This window comes from Flavobacterium xanthum, from assembly GCF_900142695.1.
Taxonomy (GTDB): Bacteria; Bacteroidota; Bacteroidia; order Flavobacteriales; family Flavobacteriaceae; genus Flavobacterium; species Flavobacterium xanthum.
Window position 1 is genome coordinate 1 of sequence record NZ_FRBU01000009.1, and the last position, 21,902, is coordinate 21,902.

Annotated in this window: 17 protein-coding genes; 1 reads left to right on the plus strand and 16 read right to left on the minus strand. The window is 32.4% G+C overall.

The features are described from left to right. Positions 1–298: 298 nt before the first annotated feature. The 15 genes from BUC11_RS05325 to BUC11_RS05395 form a co-directional block, all read right to left on the minus strand. Entirely contained in the window at positions 299–1,309 is a 1,011-nt protein-coding gene (locus tag BUC11_RS05325) for a glycosyltransferase family A protein (RefSeq protein ID WP_073352646.1), read from the minus strand. Continuing rightward, entirely contained in the window at positions 1,310–2,248 is a 939-nt protein-coding gene (locus BUC11_RS05330) for a glycosyltransferase family 2 protein (RefSeq protein ID WP_073352647.1), read from the minus strand. Between the two features lie 60 nt (positions 2,249–2,308). Beyond that, positions 2,309–3,457: a glycosyltransferase gene (locus tag BUC11_RS05335; protein ID WP_073352648.1), complete on the minus strand. Its 1,149-nt coding sequence runs from the start codon at positions 3,455–3,457 to the stop codon at positions 2,309–2,311. Further along, on the minus strand, positions 3,454–4,365 hold the full coding sequence (locus BUC11_RS05340; protein ID WP_073352649.1) for an alpha-1,2-fucosyltransferase: 912 nt from the start codon (positions 4,363–4,365) through the stop codon (positions 3,454–3,456). The genes BUC11_RS05335 and BUC11_RS05340 overlap by 4 nt, the downstream gene beginning before the upstream one ends. A gap of 205 nt (positions 4,366–4,570) precedes the next feature. Then, entirely contained in the window at positions 4,571–5,473 is a 903-nt protein-coding gene (locus BUC11_RS05345) for a glycosyltransferase family A protein (RefSeq protein WP_073352650.1), read from the minus strand. 2 nt (positions 5,474–5,475) lie between these two features. After that, positions 5,476–6,315 (minus strand): glycosyltransferase family 2 protein, encoded by an 840-nt coding sequence (locus BUC11_RS05350; RefSeq protein WP_073352651.1) that lies wholly within the window; start codon positions 6,313–6,315, stop codon positions 5,476–5,478. Then, positions 6,316–7,098, minus strand: coding sequence for a glycosyltransferase family 2 protein (locus BUC11_RS05355; protein ID WP_073352652.1), 783 nt, complete (start codon positions 7,096–7,098; stop codon positions 6,316–6,318). 14 nt (positions 7,099–7,112) lie between these two features. Continuing rightward, entirely contained in the window at positions 7,113–8,258 is a 1,146-nt protein-coding gene (locus BUC11_RS05360) for a glycosyltransferase family 4 protein (RefSeq protein WP_073352653.1), read from the minus strand. Further along, positions 8,237–9,130, minus strand: a complete 894-nt coding sequence (locus tag BUC11_RS05365; RefSeq protein WP_073352654.1) for an NAD-dependent epimerase/dehydratase family protein — start codon at positions 9,128–9,130, stop codon at positions 8,237–8,239. The genes BUC11_RS05360 and BUC11_RS05365 overlap by 22 nt, the downstream gene beginning before the upstream one ends. A 132-nt stretch (positions 9,131–9,262) precedes the next feature. Continuing rightward, positions 9,263–10,417, minus strand: a complete 1,155-nt coding sequence (locus BUC11_RS05370) for a glycosyltransferase family 4 protein (protein ID WP_073352655.1) — start codon at positions 10,415–10,417, stop codon at positions 9,263–9,265. A gap of 88 nt (positions 10,418–10,505) precedes the next feature. Further along, positions 10,506–11,099, minus strand: coding sequence for an acyltransferase (locus tag BUC11_RS16610; protein WP_084129525.1), 594 nt, complete (start codon positions 11,097–11,099; stop codon positions 10,506–10,508). A 2-nt stretch (positions 11,100–11,101) separates the two neighbouring features. Beyond that, positions 11,102–12,355: an ABC transporter ATP-binding protein gene (locus BUC11_RS05380; protein ID WP_073352656.1), complete on the minus strand. Its 1,254-nt coding sequence runs from the start codon at positions 12,353–12,355 to the stop codon at positions 11,102–11,104. A gap of 219 nt (positions 12,356–12,574) precedes the next feature. Beyond that, positions 12,575–13,444 (minus strand): ABC transporter permease, encoded by an 870-nt coding sequence (locus BUC11_RS05385; protein ID WP_073352657.1) that lies wholly within the window; start codon positions 13,442–13,444, stop codon positions 12,575–12,577. 643 nt (positions 13,445–14,087) lie between these two features. Further along, entirely contained in the window at positions 14,088–15,527 is a 1,440-nt protein-coding gene (locus tag BUC11_RS05390) for a RagB/SusD family nutrient uptake outer membrane protein (protein ID WP_073352658.1), read from the minus strand. Positions 15,528–15,543: 16 nt separating this feature from the next. Beyond that, positions 15,544–18,678, minus strand: coding sequence for a SusC/RagA family TonB-linked outer membrane protein (locus BUC11_RS05395; protein WP_073352659.1), 3,135 nt, complete (start codon positions 18,676–18,678; stop codon positions 15,544–15,546). 407 nt (positions 18,679–19,085) lie between these two features. Here BUC11_RS05395 and BUC11_RS05400 point away from each other — a divergent pair, with 407 nt between their 5' ends. Further along, entirely contained in the window at positions 19,086–19,742 is a 657-nt protein-coding gene (locus BUC11_RS05400) for a ribonuclease HII (protein WP_073352660.1), read from the plus strand. 1,335 nt (positions 19,743–21,077) lie between these two features. Here BUC11_RS05400 and lipB read toward each other — a convergent pair. Further along, entirely contained in the window at positions 21,078–21,776 is a 699-nt protein-coding gene (gene lipB / locus BUC11_RS05410) for a lipoyl(octanoyl) transferase LipB (protein ID WP_073352729.1), read from the minus strand. Between the last annotated feature and the right edge of the window lie 126 nt (positions 21,777–21,902).

Genomic DNA, 21,902 nt, shown 5'->3' on the forward strand with positions numbered 1-21,902 from the left:
CTCTTCTTGTTCTTGACATAATTCTGCTAATTTAAGGTTTTTAATCCTATCTTAAATTCACACAAAAAGTTGTACGTTTTTTGGGGAGCAGCATAAATACTGGGGAATTGTAATGTCCATTTGGATAAATACAGTTTGTACTCTGTTTATATATAGTTTTAACATAAGGCATTTTGTTTAAAACACGTTTGATTTTATCATTTATATTTCTTTTAATATTCATAGATTTTTATTAATTAGTAGTAATTTTTGGATAATTAAATTTGTATTAGTGACAATAGGATTAAAAAAATAATTTTTAATATTTTTCAATCATTTCTCGTGGCAACTTTTTCCATTGTATAAATAACTTAACCAACAACTTTATAGAAATGAATTTTATAAAAACTCTGTTTTTTACAAAATAGCTAAAACCACTTAGTGTTTTATTTTTATTAAAATTAGAAATTGGATATTGTTTAGCGTTTTCATATTGCGGCTCTACTCCCATCCAATCTTCAAAGGTATTGCCCATATGATAAGCATAATTATCACAAGTTGTTACTCGCCAATATCCCTTTTTAAGTGGTGCTCGATCTAAATACCCTTCACTATTTCCTCCTAATTTATAGCCTATATATGTTGTAATTTCCTGAAACATATCTTTTTTATAGGTAGCTACAAAATGTCCCGAACCTACCAAAACTTTTAAATCAGAATTTATTTCCAATCCTAAATTGTATTTTAAATAGTCCTGATTGTAACTTCTATCCCAACCTATACTATCATAAAAACGAATTAATGCTTCTTTATTTTTTACTGGTAAAAATTTTAAACTTTTATTAAAAAAATTATCAAAAATAACAGTCCCACAATTTACTTCATACGTTTTAAATTGCGGAACGATACCAACTACTCCAACTTTTGGTATTTGTGCAAATACTTTCACTGTTTCTTTTTGCCAATTGGGAAGAAACATTACATCAGCATCAGTAATAGTAACCAACTCAATATTATTTCCGCCTAAACCTTTTACAATTGCATTAAGCTTCCCAATATTCTGGGTATGAATTACTTCATGTATTCTATTTTGCGCTAATAATTCATTTAAATAATCTTTAACAAAAATACCACTCCCGTTATTTACAATTGTGATAAATGTTTTGTTATGAATAGTTGCAAATAAAGAAGACAAACAGATTTTAAAAATGGTAAAACTATCCTTAAAATAGTCTTCTTCATTTGGAATATAGATTGGTATAATAATCTGATGTGTATATTCAGGATCCTCTTGTGGTTGATCTTTATGTGGGTTGAAACCTACTCGCATTTAGTATTTAAAAATAATTTTTAATCTTGCTTTTACTCTTCTCTTTAATTTATTGAACTTGTATAAAAGATTATCTTTCTTTTTTTGATTATAAAAAAAAAAATTATTTTGTTTAATTAATATTGGATAGGTCCTTTTCAACTCATTATAAACGGCCCATTTTTTTTTATCTAAATATTTAGAATTTAATTTATTATATTTTGTTTTGTATAATATTTCAATAATTTTCCAACTATTCAAGAGGCTAGTTGCTTTTTGAAATGAATTAAGCATACTTAAATTATTGCTGGTCTTTTCTCTGTGACGAACAAAAGTATCTTTATTAAAAATAATCTTACTTGAGTTATAAATTATCCTAAAAAAAAATTCCCCATCATCATTCAAAGTTAAATTTTCATTCCAATACCCCGAAAAATTAACTAAGGCTCTACTTATTAAGAAGCTTTCCGGTGCATAATATCCGCCCATTTCACCAATTATGTCAAAATACGATTCAGAATTATTAAAATTTCGATAATCCTTTCTATCATAATCTAAAATAATATCATCATTTATCTGCTTAAAAGTACTAGTTATACAAACAGAAATTACTTTTTCATTCTCATTTTTTAAGGAATCAATTTGCTTTGCTAATTTATTCTTTGCTAAAATATCATCTGAGTCTAAAAACTGAATGTATTCGCCTCTTGCTATTTGAAGTCCCAAATTTTTTGAAACACTGGCCCCTTGCTTAAATTCTAAAGGTTTTGCAATTGTGATAAATCTATTATCTCTATTTGAATATTCTTTGAGAATGACATTTGTACCATCAGTTGATCTATCATCAATAATAATACACTCCCAGTTACTATACGTTTGTTCTAAAACACTATCCAGAGTTTCGCTTATTAGCTTTTCACGATTGTATGATGGAATGATTATGGAAATTAATGGGTTCATAAATTTAAGTTGCTAATATATACATACCGTTTAGAGTTTTTATTATTAAAATTTAATCTCCTAATAATTTAAAATATTATCTATTCTTGAATAAATTTCTTCGATTCTTATTTGATTATGATTATAGTTCAGTCTTTGTTCAGCTATTTCATTGTTTAGAATCATCGCCCGCTTCAATAATTTTAAATTAGTTAAAGCAAAAACAATTTTATCTTTAATTTCATTTACATCATTAGAATCATTAATAACCAATCCATTTTTTTTGTTCTCAATAATTTCCGCAGTGGCATTTCCTGGATTAGATTGTATTGGAAATGCTTGCATAATTATCGCTTCTAATAGCGTGTTCGGCATTCCATCCGATATACTATTTCCAATATATAAAATAGATTTACCCATCAATTTTATCAATTCCATTTGAGACAAATCATGTCTTCCAAAAGTCTTATATGGGAGTTTATTAAGATCAATAAAATCAATAACTTCTTGGTGGGCTCCAAAAACAACTACTTCATAATTTAGAAGAAGATTATTCGCAAGTTGTAAAGCTTTTATAACGTTCAATCCTCTACCAAATAAATGTTCATATCCCTTTATCAAAATGATTCTTCTTTCTTCAAAAGATAGGGCATAATCTTTATAATAAGTTAAATCATAACCTCCTCCTGTAGGGATAACACCGTAAAAATCCCCCATAAACCCCAACGATTTCGCGATCTCAAAATCCCTTTGACAATCGGTATGCAAAAAATCAATTCTTGCCAGCATCCTTTTGATTGTTTTTAGATCCTTTGGAATTTGTCTATTAAAATACAAATCATTACCCCAACAAGAATACAACCACTTAATATGTTTGAATTTAATCATTGTTTTTAAAATTGGATAACTACAGGTATGCATTTCAAAACTATGGATAAGATCAGGTTGAATTTCTAGAATTATTTTTTCCAAATATTCATTTGCTGTGACTTCTAAAAAAGGATTTAATAAATTATATAAAGACGAATAATTTTTTCTCAAAAAATACTCCCCTTTTAGATTTGGAATTTTTCTGTTTTTCCAATTAGTTAATTGATGTACTTTATTAAGCGTATTTAATTTACCATTACCAGTGACATCAAACCAATATAATTCGTGAGTAGTATCTTGTAGATTCTCAATCCACCTAATAGCATGGATCGAATGCATCGAAACAAAAAGAATTTTCATTTAAATAAAAGATTTGCAATTTTACTAAATATCCTTTTAGGCAATAAAAATCCTTTCTTTGCTACAAATTGAACAATAATAAATATTTGATAGCAAACGCCTTTTATTATTAAACCAGAATAAGTTTTACTTATATTCTTTTTGTTATGATCAAATTCAATCCAACGAGAAGGGAAAAAATCACTGTCATCATTTAATTCTGCATATGACCCTCTAAAATTTTTCAATGGTCTTATAATTTTACTATCCTCTTTCTCGGCTAACCAAGCTACCCACCAAGAAAAAGTAGAATTACTAATAACAAAATCTTGACCTTTTGCAGTTATAGCCAACTGCTCCATCGGTGTTAAGTTCTCTAAAAAAAAAGTGTTTTTCATAAAACCAAAATGGTACTTACAGTAGTTTATATCATCACTCAAGAAAATTAAATTTCTTTCTTGCCAATCAGTGAAATTTTTTGTTATGGCAAGAAAATAATATTTATAAGATAATTGAAAATAATTAGGATGGTACACAAAATCTCCTCTTCTAACACTAACTACTATATTTTTCTTATTAAACAAAAATTGATATTTATTATTTAAAGGAAGTGAAAACTGAAGATTAAACTCAAATTGTTTTTTAGTGTCCTTAATGCTAAAATATTTTTCAGATTGTAGAGCCCCGGTAATATCATAATTTTCCTCTCCAATTTTCCAATCATAGTAGTTATTACTAACCTCTATAATTTTCTTGAAATATACATTAGAATTTATAACTGGAAGTTTTTCTGCAAAATAGTCGGCATATTGCCATTCTGGAAATTCGTATTTATGTCCATTACACTTCGCTATTCCTATAGTTGAAGCTATATAGAATAACTGATTCCCTAAATTCCCCTTCTTATTAAGACTTGCGAATGTAATCATATACTACATATTATTAAAAACATTCTATTTATTAAAATATTTTCTTGTTTCATTCTGATAAAACCGTTGGATTTTCTGGAATTGTATGAATACCTATATATTTATTTAAACGTCTATCGGTTTTATTTGCCAATGACTGCAAAATTTCTTCAAAGAAGGTAAGTTTATTAATAAGAAATAATAATTGTGACCATAGACAAATATATTAAATATAAAAACTCTTAATAAATCTTCGAAAACATTTAAGTAATTGTATAAATTGAAAATTTAAAGTGTAAAAATACATTAATTTATACCACTCATTAAACTTTAATTTTCTATTATTTTTAATCGAGGTTTCATAATACATCAACAAATCTTTCCGTTGTTCCCTAACAAATAGCGGCAATTTAGTATAAATACATTGTGTACAAAAATTTTCGCTTGCAATGCTTTTTAAATCTTGATTTTCTTTACTTCCCGAAATACATTCGTCGGAATGTCGTACAAATATATTACTTTCACATATTGTATAAATTAGTTTGTCATTTGAAAAATCTAACCAGGCGGCATCATCACTGTGCCAAGCCAACGGAAAATCACGAAACCCATATTTTAAAAAAGATTCTTTAGAAAATACATATTCAGATAAACTACTCCTAGTTTGTCCTTTAAACCTTCTATAATAGGAATCAGTTGCATTTTCCCACAAAGGATGAGTAAAAGAATCACTAATAAACCCATTCAATCTCATATCTACAGCTTTTGAAGCAAATCTAACTACATTAGATTTGTTATAAAACGCATCATAATGCTTATGCCAAGAATTAACAACAGTAGAGTCTAAATAATCGTCATCTCCCAATATCATTATCCACTCCTCTTCACCTATCATAGCAATACAACGCTCCCATTGCTTTACTAAAGATATTCCTCCAAGATTACTCTCAAAACGATGGTATACAAAATCAAACTGCCCTCGATATTTTTCAATTAAATTGGAAGGATTTTTTAAACTTGCATCATCACCAATATAGACTTTAAATCTCTTATCCGTTTGATTGGCTAACGACTGCAACGTTTCTTCAAAAAAAGAGAGTTTATAATATGGTATAACTATAGCTAGCATTATTATTTATTTATTTTATACAATCCAAATACCGAAAAACCAAAAAAGGTAGAACAAAAAGCATCAATTACAAATTTCTCGCTTTTTAAATTTTCAGAACACTTATTATTAGTATCTATTACTTCATTAAGTTCCATAAAAGATCCCAACTGTTTTACAAAGAAATCGACATGTTTAATACTCATATACTCATTCATGATTTTAACCGTTTCACCATTTAATTGTCTTTGTCTCGATACCTGTTTTGTTCTGTAATAAAATTGTACCGTATCTAAACAGAAAACCTTTCCTCCATCTTTTAAAATTGAAATCCAAAATTCCCAATCTTCAATACCATAAATCATATTTATATCATAACCTCCCACCAGTTCCCAATCTTTTTTCCTAAATAATGCTGAGCAAAAAATCATATTTAACCTTGCTAATTCTTTAAGTGAATAAGGCTGTAAGTTCCAAGGTCCACTTTTTTCACCAAAATATTCGGCTCTACAGTATACCACTTTTAATGCTGTATCATACTTAAACACCTCTATTCCTAAACTGATATAATCACTCCCAATCTTATCATCTGCATCTAAAGGCAAAATAAACTCTCCAACCGCATGACTTATCCCCAAATTTCTAGCGCTGCTAACTCCTCCATTTTCTTTAAAAAAATATTGGAATCTCGCATCTCTTTTTAGCCATTTTTCAACTATATTTTCTGTATTATCTGGACTTCCATCGTTTACAATAATGCATTCCCATTTTTGATAGGTTTGGTTTAATACCGATTGTAATGTTTCATCCAGATACTGGGCTTGATTGTAACATGGAACAATTATGGAGACTATAGTATTCATTTAAAACTTATTTAATATTCCAAGTTTCACTAATATTTTTATTTTTCTAGATTTTCTAAGATTTTCGACTATCGTTTTCAATTCAAATAATTTCTCATTATCACAAATAAAAGCTTGGAAGTTAGATTTTAAAATCTTCCGACTTTCCTCAAGAATTAAAACTTTATTTTGAGGAACTGAACTTAAGCCATCCAAATAAAAAGTAGCTAAAGTTTCATCAACTCTTATATAGGAACAATTAAATTTACATATGCTTTCCATAAAAAATTTCCAATCAGAAACAATTTTAAAACTTTCATCATACATTCCTATCTTAGTAAATAAAGAGGCTTTAATAAAAGTAGCGGGATGAGGTAAAGTATCATTTGTAAAATAGGAAAATGATAATTGGTCAGGATATTTTTTTAGAAAAGTATTGTTATCACCAATGACTTTAAGGTTGAAATAAATTAAATCATAATTTGCTACACGGTTATGGTATTCTTCGAGTACAGTATCGCTGTAAAAATGATCTCCGCTATTCAAAAATAGCAAATAATTTCCTGAAGCTTTAAGAATACCTTTATTCATTGCATTATAAATACCCTTATCTGGCTCACTTACCCAATAATCTACATTCTCACTTTGAGCCTCAATATAAGCCTTACTCCCATCCGTAGAACCACCATCAATAACAATATATTCAAACGCTGCCCAAGTTTGTTGCGCTACACTCTCAATAGTTCTTTTTAAGCCCTCGAGGTTGTTATAGTTGATGGTTATAATGGAAATTTTTGTGCTCATTATCTAGAGAATCCTTAATTAGTATATAAGAGTTGTTTTAAATTTAACGCAAACATTTTAATGTTTTCAGAGTAATCCAAATCATATCTTAATTTGTTCACGGGATTCTCAATTACTTCCACTATTTTATTTGCTAATTCATTATAATTATGTGGTGAAAAATAGTATGCTTTTTCTTCTAATTGTTCCTGATGAACTGCTATATTAGATACAATTAACGTTTGATTCAATGCTTTTGCATCTTCTACAACAGTACTCCAACCTTCAAACAAGGAGGGTTGAATTACTGCTTGTGCATTTTTCATCAATACCAGCTGGTCTATTCGATCTATAAACCCGAGAAAAATAATTTCTTTTTCTAATTGATAATCAACCACTTTTTGCTTTAAGTTATTGGTGTAATTAGGGCTTCTATAATCGTGCTCTTTACCGGTAAAAACAATTTTAACGAAAATTCCTTTATCCTTTAAAATTTTTACTGATTCAATTATGGCTATTTGATTTTTATGTTGCCAGAATTGATTGGGAGAAAAAAAATAATCTCCTTGAATACCATATTTCACCATAACCTCATTTATGTTATTCCGCTTCAATATAGGATGTACAACTGCAAATTGCAATACTTTTTTAACGTTTTTTGAATTGGGGTAAAAGATATTAAAATCATTTAAAGCTGCTTGACTACTAAAAACAATAGTATGATTTAAAACGACCATTTTTTCACAACATTCAGAACGTTGTTTCACTTCTTCCGAAGAAAAAAATTCCGGAAAGAATTTTTCCTGTAAATCGGGTATCCAAAAGACTAAATTTTTGATGTGCTTTAAATTTTCCGCGATATGATAAAGAGGAAAAACACAGTGTAGTTGAATCTTTCTTTCAACAATTTTCTTTTTTACAATTTTTAAAGAAACTTTATTTATTATCCTTTCAAGTATATTATAATGTGATGGATACTCTAAAAACTTTAAATGAGAATAACCTGTACTCTTTTTTAGTTCTTGAAAAAAGCCTTTATTACCAGTAAGAATATACAATTGATTTTGTTCGTTTTCAGGAAGAAAATTCATTGAACGAATCAAATTCTGAATGTAATAAGCTCCGCCTATCCAGTTTTCATTGTAGTTATAAATAATCCCTACTCGTTTTCCTTTAGCCATTCAGCATATTTTTTAAGTCCCAAATGTAAATTAAACTGAGGTTCAAAACCATATTTTTTAAGGATTTCCATATCGGCTAACCAGTTATTTGGGTCACCTACTTTCACTTCTCCATTAAAAACCACTTCCTTATCAGGTGAAAAAGCATTAATAAAAACTTTTGCAGCCTCAATAATTGTCGTTTCTACATTGCTGGCAACATTATAAATGGAACCTTGAAAAGTAGAATGCTGAATGACCAAATCAATAATTTGGACCAGGTCATTAATATAAATAAAATCCCGGGTCTCATTTCCTGTCCCAAAAAGTGAAATCACATTACTTTTCAGTGATTTTTGAGACAAGTCCCAGAACAATTGTTTTTTTAAGCGTGGTCCATAAGCCGAAAAAACTCGCAAACTACAGGTGTTTAAACCAAAAAACTTGTGATACTCTGTAAGCAATAATTCACTTTGTAACTTATGAAAACCATAGGGAGATAAGGGTTTACAAACACTATCTTCTGAAATAGGCAATGTTTGTGGATTACCGTAAACTGCAGCACTCGAAAAATTAATGAACTTGCAATTGATATTATAATCCCGAATTGCAACTAAAATTTTTTGCACATTAATCACATTTAGCTCAAAATCTTTAGAAGGATTTTCAAATGAAAATCCAACATGAGCCGATCCAGATGCATTAATGCAAACATCAAATTGATGCTCTTGAAACGGTAAAGAAAAATCAGAATTATGGCGATCTATGACATAACAATTATCCTCTTGCGATTCATTTACATCCACTTCCCATATTTGATGCCCTTGAGATTTAAAATAATCGACACAATGACTGCCTATAAAACCTTTGGAACCAATGATAAGCATTTTCATTTTGAAAAATATTTAATTAGATTAAAAATTATTTGTCAGATTTTTAAATAACCGAAAAATAAAACATTTAATAGTAAACTTAAAACCATATAACCCTTAAAATATGCAAATCAGTATTACTTGTCATAATATTTATTCTTTGACAAAATGATACACTATCTTCACAAACTTATAATCAAAATATTTTTTTACTATACGCTTCAAATTAGCAAATCTCCTTTTTTTTAGTTTTTTATAATTTTTATACAAACGAAAATAGAGAGCAGACTGCTTTTTTATATCAAATTCTTGACTAATTTTTGCCGAGCAAGAAATACTTCTTTTTTTTAATTCATTTCTATTTTTCGACAAAAACTCAATTTTATCTGCCATAGCGATTACATCTCCTTTCCCTACTACAAAACCAATATCTGAAGTTATTACTTTTTTTATCCCTTCACTAAAATTATAAACAACAGGAACACATCCCACACTCATTGATTCAAGTAATGAAACAGGCAATCCATCAAGCGAAGATGGTAGAACATAAACATCAGAAGTTTTTAAAGCTTCTATAAGATCTTCCGTAGTTTGTGGAACTAAGAAATTAAAATTATCTTTTGATTGAACTTCATTTATAAAATTTTGTTTTTCCTCACCATCTCCACAAATAAACCATTCGACATCTATATTACGCTTTCTAAGTTCATCATCGATTTTGGGTAAATCATAAATCCCTTTAAGTTTTACATGTCGAGCCAAAAAAACTAATCGCAATTTATTGTGTAAATTATGATTCCTGTCAAAGCTCTGAACAGTTACTCCATGAGGAATAAAATGTATATCTTTCTTTCTGTTGGGCAATAATTTACAAATATCTTCATATACTGCTATGTTATGAGTAATGATAACATCTATTATGTGATCGTACTTTTTAGCCAAATAGATATAAGCATCATCTTGACAAATAAAAAAAATTGTCTTTTTTTGCCTTCCATAATTGTCTAGTGTAGCTAATTCTGTATCAAAATTAGTAATAACAACACCTTCTCTTTCTGATATTAATTTTTCAAGTCGAGATGAAACATCATTTATGGGTTCCTCTAAAAAATCAAAAATAATATTATTTTCATCCAAAATAACATCATCACTCCTCTTCGCATTCCAATGCAATGGATTAAGATAAATACATGTTATATCAAAAAAATCATCAGGACGATTGTTAATCATATTTCTATGAAAACTTGCTCCTCCGCCCATTAAATAGATACTAAATACGAGTAGTTCTGGTTTAGATTGTATTTTCATTTTTAAATTATAAAACTTATTTTATTTAGTGACAATGTATTTGTAATATATCAGTCTTTTTAAGTCCTATCTATTTTAAGCTTATGTATTATGGTAAAGCATTTTTTATAAATTTAGCAGGGTTACCAGCCACAATAGTGTAAGGTGCCACGTTTTTAGTAACAACGCTTCCAGCGCCAACTATCGCTCCCTCTCCAATAGTTACTCCTTTTAATATTATCGTTTTTGCTCCTATCCACGAACCTGCGCAAATTTTTATTGGTTTCTTATTTACTAAATCCCATTGTTGATTTTTTTTTGTCTTTGCATCACTTGTATCTTTTTTTCTAATAGCTCTACTAAAATTATGATTATCAGTATCCTGTATCAAACAGTCTGATGAAATCAATACATCATCTTCAATAATTATTTCAATAGTAGCAAAAATTGTTGAACGCCCGATGTAGACATTGTTTCCAATAATAATATTTGCTGTTTCAGTTTCAGTTGAAATATTACCATAAATTAGACAATCATTTCCTATTTCTATTTTAGATTTTTCAGGATATTTTACGGTAATTATTGCATTATTATCAGTATTATCTCCAATAGTTAATCCATCTATTGTTTTCTCTTTCGTTATTTCATCGACAAAGACGTAATGATATATAAGTTTTAATATTTTTATTATTAAATTTTTCATTATCAAGTAATTTTATATTTTAAGTTGTAATACCCATAATTCACATTTTCAAACCTTGCCATATCAGTACCTTCATCATTAATTTTGAAAGGACAGATCATTTCTTGTAAATCGTAAACTTGGAATGTACTTACATCAAAAATTGCCAATCTTAAAAAATAATTATTTGCTGCTAAAATATCACAATCAAAAGACACTTGAAAATTATTTATATTTTTCTCTTCTAACAACTCATCAATAGTTTTAACAAATGTGGTTAAATAATCTCCCGTATTTGATTGAATTGTAAAAGAAAAAGAAGCATTATTAATTAGTCTATTCTTGCAAATTTCTATATTTATATTTATTGTGTCACTAGACAAAAATTCATTTGTCGAGATACTAATATTTTTACTTAAAGAACAATTATTAATAAAAATATCTTTTGTATTATCTACAGATAAATATGAAAGCTCTTTTCTATTAGTCAAAGTCGTATAATTTTCCAACACACTAGAAAGATTGCCATAATTAACTATTCCTCCTTTGTCTAACAACATTCCTTTAGTACACAAATTTGCTATAGTTCCCAATTGATGACTCACAAATAAAATAGTTCGACCCTCCCCTCTTGAAATATCATGCATCTTGCCAATCGCTTTTTTCTGGAACTCGGCATCACCCACGGCCAAAACCTCATCAACAACTAAAATTTCAGGTTCGAGAAAAGCCGCCACAGCAAAAGCCAAACGAACGGTCATACCGGAACTGTATCGTTTTACAGGGGTGTCAATATAACGTTCACAACCGGAGAAATCAATAATTTCGTCTAGCTTAGAGGCAATTTCTTTTTTAGTCATTCCTAATATAGCTCCATTAAGATAGATGTTTTCTCTACCCGTCATTTCGCCATTAAATCCTGTTCCCACTTCTAGCAAAGAAGCAATACGACCACGAGATTTTATGCTGCCTGTTGTAGGTGCCGTCACCTTTGACAATATCTTGAGTAAGGTAGATTTACCCGCTCCGTTCTTCCCAATGATGCCCAAAACTTCGCCACGCTCAACTTCAAAATTAATGTCCTGTAACGCCCACACATAATCACTTTCGCCTTTAGTACTTCGGTCATTGGTATCGCCAATTTTCAAATACGGGTTTTCTTTGCCCCGCACCTGATGCCACCAGCGGTTCAAGTCATGACTAAGAGTACCGGTGCCCACTTGACCTAAGCGATATTGCTTAGAGATATTTTCGGCTTTAAGAATTATGTCTTTCATTTTTTATTCGATGTTCTACTTTAACGAATCCATACTACGAAAATCTTCTACTATCGTAAAAATTTTCTCTTGCAAACTACAAAAACAAAATTTCTTATACAGCTACGCAATCTGAGTCCCAACAATTATTGAAATCAGATGTGATTTTATTTTTCTACACACGAAGTCCTACGTGTGAGTTTTAAAGAATATAGCCTTCTATTGACTGCTGCTAATACGCTACACTGTATCTATAAAACTTTTCTCCGTCTTGTTAAAAATCAATACCCCTACCAAAAGTAAAGCGATTGTCACTCCTACTGTGTAAGCCAATCCTAAAATAGAAATGGAGCCTACATTCAATAACATATAACGGGTTGTTTCTATAATATAGGCCAATGGATTGTATTGCACCAACCAGGCATAATTTGGGATTTTCTCTTTGATTAAAGCCAAAGGGTACATCACTGCCGAGACATACATCAGTAGCTGCACACCAAACGATATTAAATAGCTAAAATCTCTGTATTTAGTAACCAATGACGAAATAAACATTCCCAATCCCAATCCTAGAACCCCCATTAAAACGATGAGGAAAGGAAAAAACACAGCCAAAGGGTTAAGGCTCACTGTAGCACCTTGCGCATAGTAATACAAGTAAAAAACGATAAAAATTAAGAATTGGATTCCAAATTTAATCAAATTGGAGATCACTATCGAAATAGGCACAATAATTCTTGGAAAATACACCTTTCCAAAAATTCCGGCATTCGCACCAAACGTATTCGAAGTTCCTGTTAGGCAAGCCGTGAAATAATTCCATACCGTAATTCCAGCTAAGTTGAACAAAAAGGGAGGAACGGTTCCTGTACTAATACCCGCTAAATTATTAAAAATAATAGTAAAAGTAATTGAAGTAAATAAAGGTTGGATCAGGTACCACAGCGGTCCTAAAACCGTTTGTTTGTACATTGTCACCACATCTCTTTTTACAAAAAGAAGCAGCAAATCTCTATATTGCCAGACTTCCTTGAGATTGAGGGTGAAAAATTTATTTTTGGGTGTTATTTCAAACAGCCAAGTGGTATTTGTATGTTCTGAATGGTTCATTGATTGATGCTAATGTCCTACTTTTGCTTGCCTGCTGCTCAACTCAGTCGAGACGAATTCCGTTTTGTTGGTTAAAGGCAGTCGTTACGAGGCAAATATATATCATTTGGACTAAGTATCCCACTAAAAACGAAGGGTTAGCGTATTTCTTTTTTGGAATGCCTTTTAAGTCTTAGAAAAAATTACGATTGTATCGGGCTAACTTGCTTTGCATCGAAAAAAAAGCGGTGAGAGTACCATCTTTCAGCTGATTAGGACTAAAGCGGTAAGAAACCTTTATAAAAGCGTACTAACTGAAACTGTATTCTTTGGTACTACTATGAAGTCTAGAACATCCTTTAGCAATCAGAGTTTTGTTGTATTCTTAGAATTGGATTGAAATCCAATTCTACTTGTGGGATTGGCTAGGAACACTGCAAGTTATGGTGTGGTACGACACTTATTCCTAAAGTGCTACAGTAGGACGTCTCTTCTACAGGGAGTCAAAAGTGTTGCTGCACTGGCAAAGCGTCCCTAACTCTCATTAAAAAAATACGCTTAGAGCAAATTAAAAGGAAGCGGCAATGCGCTTATGTACATAACTACAAAAAAAAACCTTCTGTGACGCATCACAGAAGGTTTTAGATAGTGTTCCAAATATTATTTAGTGTCCAGGATTTTGAACCGCTAATTTATTATACAAGAGTTCATTTAATGGTATTGGCCATAAATACTGCGTATCGGTGGTAATCACCAATGGCGCAAGTCCTTTAGCAGGGAAGTTTTGTTTTAACCTCATAATATCAGGAGAACTAAACCCTTCGCCTAATAACTCAATTCTTCTTTCAATTGCAATTTGGTCCAATAATGCTTGAACATTTGTAAAAGACGCACTGGTAAAAACTGTCGTAGCATCTGATCTTCCTCGAACTGCATTTAACAATTGGATGGCACGTGCATCCAAAGAATTTGAACTTCTAACTAATGCCTCGGACAGATTTAAAAGTACTTCTGAGTAGCGAATAACGGGAACAAAATCGGGATCCGCTTGTGGACTAGTCCATTTATGAACCCAAGTTTTACCTCCAGTCACCACATTAAAACTCCTTCTTGCGTCTGTAGTTTTCCAACCTGTATTTGAAACTATACCGGTAGGCGCTAATGAATATTCACTACCACCGTTTGAAGTAGAATTATAATAAAACACTAAACTGTTTTGAGTACCCGGCGTATCATTGGAGCTGTATGCAAATGAAAATACATTTTCAGCTGTAGTGGCTCTCGCAAAAACAGTTCCAATAGAAGACGCTAAGGCGTTAGGAACTCCACTTGTTGCGGTAAAAGGTGCTGTGGCAGAAACAATTTTATTCCCTTCTGTAACGACCTCTGGATATTTACCCATGCTGAGATAAACTCTTGTTTTAAGCGCAATTGCCGTGTTTCTATGCGCTCTTGATGTATTGTTTATTGCTAAACCATTAGTTAATGGCAAATTAAGCTCAGCAAAATTTAAGTCGTCAATCACTTGATTGTAAATATCCGCAACCGAAGACCGAACTAAATTGCTATTCCCGCTGCTTGTTTCCGGTAATAACCGCAATGGAAGACCAGGTGAAGCACCATTGTCTTGCGTATACGGTTTTGCATATAAAGTTACTAGTGAATAATAAGACAAAGCTCTTAAGAAACGAGCCTCAGCAAGATATCTCGTTTTTAAAGCTGCTGATACAGTAGCTGTTTCTAAACCACTAATAACAATATTTGATCTATTAATTGCTGTGTAAGCAGCTCCCCATAAATTCTGAACTTCATTTGTAGCGGATTGAACCCCAAAACTCCAGGTAAATAAATTAGTAACACCGTTGTTGCGTTCATTTATAAATTCTGGCCCACGAACGTCTTGGTAATTAAAAAACCGACCTCCATAGAAATTTCCAACCTTTACGCCGCCATAAATTCCCAAGACTAGTTGTTCGATTCTTTGCGGTGTAGCAAATGCATTCGCATCGCTAATTCTAGTTTGATTGACTGGATTTAATGCCTCCGTATCGCTACAGGAAACAATTAGAATTGCTGCAATCAGTGTTAAATATAAATTTTTCATACGTGTATTTTTAAAATTATAAACCTAAATTAAAACCAAATGAAAATGTTCTAGCCATGGGCGCAGAGTTCCTGTCTACACTTGGCGAACCATTTGCATTTCCATTACTAGATATTTCGGGATCAAACCCTGAATAATTAGTAAAAGTGAATGCGTTTTGAGCACTTAAATAAAATCTAAAATTGGCCAATTTCATCTTGTCTAATAAACTTTTAGGCAGGTTATACCCCAATGCAATGTTTCTTACTTTCATGAAATCCCCTTTTTCTAAATTGGCAGAAATTGGCATCGATGAACCATTAGATACATTATCTCCAAAAACTATTTTTGGTATGTCCGTCACGTCACCAGGATTTTGCCAGCGGTTTAGAACGTCTACACTATTGTTCCAAACTCTTTGATCGCGAAGTCCAGCTTGTGTTCCGTTGTATACATAATTGCCTCCTGAAAAATAGACTGAAACATTCAAATCAAATCCTTTATAGGCGAATGTGTTATTAAAACCACCAAAGAAGGTTGGTAAGGCAGGCCCCATAACTTTAGCATCTAAAGCTTGATTCGCTGCGCGCGTTACACTACCATCACTAACTTTAGTCCATCGAGTTGCAACTGGAGCTGAATGATCGTATTGCACTGCTGTTCCATCTCCATGAAAGAAAATTCTTCTTCCATTAGCTGGATTTACACCCCCTGTTTGAACAATATAAAAGTTACCAATCGATTGTCCTACTCTAATTATATTCGTATTCTCTAATTGCGTTGCTACAATAATATCCGAATTATTAGCATCTAATGCGGTTACAAGATTTTTTTGACTGGTTATATTAAAACTTGCGTTCCATTTAAAACTCCCTTTATCTAATATTTTAGCACTCAAGGTCGCTTCGTAACCGGTATTTCTCATGCTACCCACATTTGCCAAAATTGAATTCCCAGGAATTCCAGCAGAAGCTGCTTGTGGTACATTCAAAATCAATCCATCAATATCATTTTTATAATACCCCAATTCTCCCGTAATAACATCATTAAATAAACCGAAATTTAATCCTAAATCTGTTTTATTACTGGTTTCCCATTTCAATTTATCATTTCCAGCACGATTATAAAATAAAGTAGTATTGGATCCATTTACACCTGCATCATAAAAACTACTTGAAGCAAAATCATTTAATCCTTGGTTGTTACCTACAACTCCATAACTTGCTCTTAATTTCAATTGATTTACAATATCAGAACTTACGATATTTTTAAAGAAGGTTTCTTCTGTTAAATTCCAACCAAGAGATCCTCCCCAGAAATTACCCCATTTATTATCTGGAGCAAATGCAGAATATCCATCGCGTCTCGCATTTACAGAAACAAAATATTTTTTATTAAAATCATAATTGACACGACCAAAATAGGACTCCAAATAATTTTCTGTGAGTAAGTTTCCGGAAACCACAATAGTGTTAAATCCACCCTGATACTCATTAAAAAATGGATCCGAAACCCCTCTTCTTGATGCTCCCCATGCGTCTATTTTAGAATATTGTCTCTCAGACCCAACTAAAGCACTTAGATTGTGATTTTCAGATAAACTAACATTGTAATCTAATATATTCTGAATTGATTTTCTAGAATACCTGTTCATCGTATTAGTGGCTACACCAATAAATTGTTGTCCATTACCATTCAAAGGCCCGAGGAAATCTTTATTCTCCACTAGCAGGTTATCGATTCCGTATAACGATTTAAAGTTAAGTCCTTTGGCTAACTTAAGTCCCACGTAAAAATTAGAAATAAAATGATCATTTTGATTCGAAATTTTATTGTTATCTAAGATGTACTTAACGTTTGGCCACTGAAGAGGCGTCAAGTTATTTCCTTGACCGATTTGAGTAGGTGCTAAATTGTAAGTACCATCGTTATTAAATGGACCCACATTTGGCGCCTGAGCGAAAGCCAACCTTGCTGCACCAGAGGAATCGAAAGTAGACCCAGCAACGGAACCTGTACTGATTCCATTATTTCTTGAATTGGTATAATTAAATGTTCCCCCTAAAGTCAACCAGCTCGTTACTTTTTGATCTAAAGTAAAACGACCGGTTTGTCTTCTAAAGTCATTATTTACAAACATCCCTTCTTGCTCTAATTGTCCTGCAGAAAGAAAATATTTTGTATTCTCATTTCCACCAGAAATACTAACACTGTGGTTCGTCGCAACACCTGTTCTATAAATTAGATCATACCAATTTGTATCTACTAGTTTACCGTTAGCATCATTCATCGTGTAAAAACCTCTCGTAGTTCCATTGGCTGGAATACCTGCGTTTCTTAATCCTTCATTCTTAATATCGGTAAATTGCTGCGCATCTAACACATCAATTAAGTTAAATGGTTTTGTAAAACTTACTGAGGAATCAAAATTTACCGTAAACTTACCCGCTTTCCCTTTCTTAGTCGTTATTAAAATTACACCAGCAGCAGCACGAGAACCGTAAATTGCCGCCGAAGAGGCATCTTTCAATACCTCAATACTTTCAATATCTGCTTGATTAATGTTGGCTAAAGGATTATTAGCCGCTTGATTTTGATTTAAGTTATCTCCATTCCAAGAAGGAACACCATCAATTACAATTAATGGATACGAACTTAAAGTAATCGAGTTAACCCCTCTAATTCTAATTACTGCTTGATTTCCCAATACACCATTAGGCTGCGATACATTAACTCCTGATGCCGCTCCAGAAAGTGCTTGGTCAAAACTTTGAACTGGAATATCTTTGATTCTATCACCTGCAATTTTAGCGATAGCACCATTGACATCTCTTCTTTTTTGAGTACCGTATCCAACGACAACTACTTCTTCTAATACGCTACCATCTTGTAACTTAATGTTAACCGTATTAGAAATCCCAACTTTAACGGCAACGTCTTGCATGCCCACAAAAGAAGCCACTAATACATCACCCACTTTCGCTTTGATGGAAAACTTCCCATCAAAATCAGTCTGAACTCCGTTTCTACTCCCTTTAACAACGACATTGGCTCCTGGAATTGGCCCAGAGGCATCTGAAACAACTCCCGAAACAGTTCGCTCTTGTGCAAAAGAAAACTGCATAGATAACGCTAATACTAGCGAAAAAACCCATTTTAATTTTAATCTCATATTAAATTAGTTAAATTAGTTATCCTGCAAAAATGATAATAAAATGTTAAAAAATAGCACTTAGATGCATAAATTTTTTTTATGAATACCATAATTATTATGATATGATACTATCGTAATTGTTAAAAAGGATATTAATACTCAATGAAAGCTATAAAACATTGATTTTAGTACAAAAATTAATTTTGATTTTTTATCACACCAACTTGAATTGTGATGCCGGCTTTTGACTTATCCATTATAAAGTAACCTGTTGGATGTAATTAGTTTTTGACACACGTCACTTCGAGTAGCGGAGCGTATCGAGAAGTTTTGTTCCGTTTTACTTCACGAAAAAAACTCGAACAGACGTTTTGAATAATTGCACCCACCAAGTTAAAGTACTTTCTTTGTATCAAAATACAACTATGCTACGTCCCTATTTTTCTGTACCACATTTAGAAACCGGAACCGATGAAGCCGGTCGGGGTTGTCTCGCTGGACCTGTTACCGCAGCAGCAGTTATTTTGCCTGCTAATTTTGTCAATGACCTGTTAAATGACAGTAAAAAACTATCCGAAAAAGTTAGAGAAAGATTGCGTCCCATTATTGAGCAGGAAAGTATTTCGTATGCGGTAACGCACCTTGAACCACTAGAAATAGACCAAATCAATATCTTGAATGCGTCTATAAAAGCGATGCAACACTCCATTTTGAAGCTGCATCCGCAACCTAATTATATTATTGTGGATGGAAACAGTTCGATAGCCCAAACTCCGTTGCTTTTCACAGGCGAAGTCCTGGTCAAAAATACGGTCAAACGATTTTCTGAAAATGATTGCAATACGTTTAACGACATTCCCTTTAGCTGCATTGTTAAGGGAGACTCGAAATTTATGAGTATCGCCGCAGCTTCCGTTTTAGCAAAAACGTACCGCGATGACTATATGAATCGAATTCATGATGAATTCCCCATGTACAATTGGAAACAAAATAAAGGCTATCCCACCAAAGAACATCGAGAAGCCATTCGAAAATACGGCGTTACAAAATACCACCGATTGACGTTTCGATTGATCCCATAACTTGCAAAAGGGCAATCAACGCATTTCGGACCCGAAGACTGTTGATTTGGCTTAGTGAACTACTGTTCTATGTGGTGGAAATTGATTTTTGATTGTAGATTAACAATTTTTGATTGCAGAGGTGGGTTTAGATGTGGAAACGAGAATTGATTTTTGATTTTTGATTAACGATTTTTGATTGCAGATTTGGGCTTAGATGTGGAAACGAGAATTGATTTGTGATAAACGATTTTTGATTGCAGAGGTAGGTTTAGATGTGGAAACGAGAATTGATTTTTGATTGTAGATCAACGATCTTTGATTGCAGATGTGGGTTTAAATGTGGGAACGATAATTGATTACAGATTTTTTATTAACGATTTTTGATTGCAGAGATGGGGAAACTCAGGACAGAAAAAAATTTCATTACAAACCGTTCTGGATAAACGTCACTTCGAGTAGCGGAGCGTATCGAGAAGTTTTGTTTCGTTTTACTACACAAAAAAACTTGCCGAAAAAAGTTCGGTATAAACTACAGTGACGTTTTGAATAATTGCACCCAACGGTTAATTGAGATCAATAACACGGGCAAGTAGTGGTGGAAATTGATTTTTGATAAACGATTTTTGATTGCAGAGGTGGGTTTTGATGTGGAAATGAGAATTGATTTTTGATTGTAGATTACCGATTTTTGATTGCAGATGTGGGTTTTGATGTGGAAACGAGAATTGATTTTTGATTGTAGATTAACGATTTTTGATTGCAGAGATGGGGAAACTCAGGGCAGAAAAAAATTTCATTACAAACCGTTCTGGATAAACGTCACTTCGAGTAGCGGAGCGTATCGAGAAGTTTTGTTTCGTTTTACTGCACAAAAAAACTTGCCGAAAAAAGTTCGGTATAAACTACAGTGACGTTTTGAATAATTGCACCCAACGGTTAATTGAGATCAATAACACGGACAAGTAGTGGTGGAAATTGATTGTAGATTAACGATTTTTGATTGCAGATTTGGGTTTAGATGTGGAAATGAGAATTGATTTTTGATTGTAGATAAACGATTTTTGATTGCAGAGGTAGGTTTAGATGTGGAAACGAGAATTGATTTTTGATTGTAGATTAACGATTTTTGATTGCAGAGGTGGGATTAGATGTGGAAACGGAAACTGGTTTTTTGATTGCAGATTTAAAGGATTTTCACGGAGTTATCGCATCACTCGACTTCACTTTTTCTTTAATCGATTTGAATCTGTGCATCAGTGGGAACATACAGTTTTGGTTCGGGTTACGAATAGTGCTATTTTAATAAAAATTGTCAGCAATGCGATTTGGATTTACTGTGGCAAGTGCTTTTTGTTATTGAAACTCACAAACAAATAACTTCGTGAAATGCGTCAGTATTTTTGCTTTGACTTCTTCTTCGTTAACTTTTTCAACACCAAGTTCTACGTTTAATGAAGTAACTGCTTTTCCACGAATGCCACACGGAATAATATTATCAAAATACCCCAAATCGGCATTTACGTTTAAGGCGAATCCATGCATGGTCACCCAACGGGAAGCACGAACACCGAGCGCACAAATTTTTCTGGCAAAAGGTGTTCCAGCGCCCAGCCAAACTCCTGTTTCACCAACACTCCTCCCCGATTGTATTCCGTATTCAGCCAACGTCAGAATAATGGCTTCCTCCAGAAAACGCAGGTATTTATGGATATCCGTAAAAAAATTTTCCAAGTCTAAAATAGGATACCCTACAATTTGCCCGGGTCCGTGATACGTAATATCACCGCCACGATTGATTTTGTAGAATGTCGCTCCTTTGGCCTCCAGTTGTTTTTCAGACAACAGTAAATTAGATAAATCACCGCTTTTTCCTAAGGTGTAGACATGTGGATGCTCGACGAACAAAAAATAATTGGGCGTTGCTAAGTCGAGTTCTTCTCTGCGATTTCGAATTTTTAAATCGACGATTCCCTTAAACAGTTCTTCCTGGTATTCCCAAGTCGCTTTGTAATCTTTATTTCCTAAATCTTGAAGTTGGATTATTTTGTTCATTTTTATGAATTGCAAAGTTTCAGCGTGGCAAAGATACGAAGTTTGAAACATGAATGTAGAATATTGGAAATTAGACTACGCAAAAAAGGGATGATATAATCTATTTACATAGCATTACATCACCCC

Excerpts from the sequence above, each read along its gene's own strand:
- BUC11_RS05370 (WP_073352655.1), bottom strand. The coding sequence starts at position 10,417 with ATGAAAATACAATCTAAACCAGAACTACTCGTATTTAGTATCTATTTA.
- BUC11_RS05335 (WP_073352648.1), bottom strand. The coding sequence starts at position 3,457 with ATGAAAATTCTTTTTGTTTCGATGCATTCGATCCATGCTATTAGGTGG.
- BUC11_RS05325 (WP_073352646.1), bottom strand. The coding sequence starts at position 1,309 with ATGCGAGTAGGTTTCAACCCACATAAAGATCAACCACAAGAGGATCCT.
- BUC11_RS05340 (WP_073352649.1), bottom strand. The coding sequence starts at position 4,365 with ATGATTACATTCGCAAGTCTTAATAAGAAGGGGAATTTAGGGAATCAG.
- lipB (WP_073352729.1), bottom strand. The coding sequence starts at position 21,776 with ATGAACAAAATAATCCAACTTCAAGATTTAGGAAATAAAGATTACAAA.
- BUC11_RS05400 (WP_073352660.1), top strand. The coding sequence starts at position 19,086 with ATGCTACGTCCCTATTTTTCTGTACCACATTTAGAAACCGGAACCGAT.
- BUC11_RS05380 (WP_073352656.1), bottom strand. The coding sequence starts at position 12,355 with ATGAAAGACATAATTCTTAAAGCCGAAAATATCTCTAAGCAATATCGC.
- BUC11_RS05390 (WP_073352658.1), bottom strand. The coding sequence starts at position 15,527 with ATGAAAAATTTATATTTAACACTGATTGCAGCAATTCTAATTGTTTCC.
- BUC11_RS05395 (WP_073352659.1), bottom strand. The coding sequence starts at position 18,678 with ATGAGATTAAAATTAAAATGGGTTTTTTCGCTAGTATTAGCGTTATCT.
- BUC11_RS05365 (WP_073352654.1), bottom strand. The coding sequence starts at position 9,130 with ATGAAAATGCTTATCATTGGTTCCAAAGGTTTTATAGGCAGTCATTGT.
- BUC11_RS05360 (WP_073352653.1), bottom strand. The coding sequence starts at position 8,258 with ATGGCTAAAGGAAAACGAGTAGGGATTATTTATAACTACAATGAAAAC.
- BUC11_RS16610 (WP_084129525.1), bottom strand. The coding sequence starts at position 11,099 with ATGAAAAATTTAATAATAAAAATATTAAAACTTATATATCATTACGTC.
- BUC11_RS05355 (WP_073352652.1), bottom strand. The coding sequence starts at position 7,098 with ATGAGCACAAAAATTTCCATTATAACCATCAACTATAACAACCTCGAG.
- BUC11_RS05345 (WP_073352650.1), bottom strand. The coding sequence starts at position 5,473 with ATGCTAGCTATAGTTATACCATATTATAAACTCTCTTTTTTTGAAGAA.
- BUC11_RS05330 (WP_073352647.1), bottom strand. The coding sequence starts at position 2,248 with ATGAACCCATTAATTTCCATAATCATTCCATCATACAATCGTGAAAAG.
- BUC11_RS05350 (WP_073352651.1), bottom strand. The coding sequence starts at position 6,315 with ATGAATACTATAGTCTCCATAATTGTTCCATGTTACAATCAAGCCCAG.
- BUC11_RS05385 (WP_073352657.1), bottom strand. The coding sequence starts at position 13,444 with ATGAACCATTCAGAACATACAAATACCACTTGGCTGTTTGAAATAACA.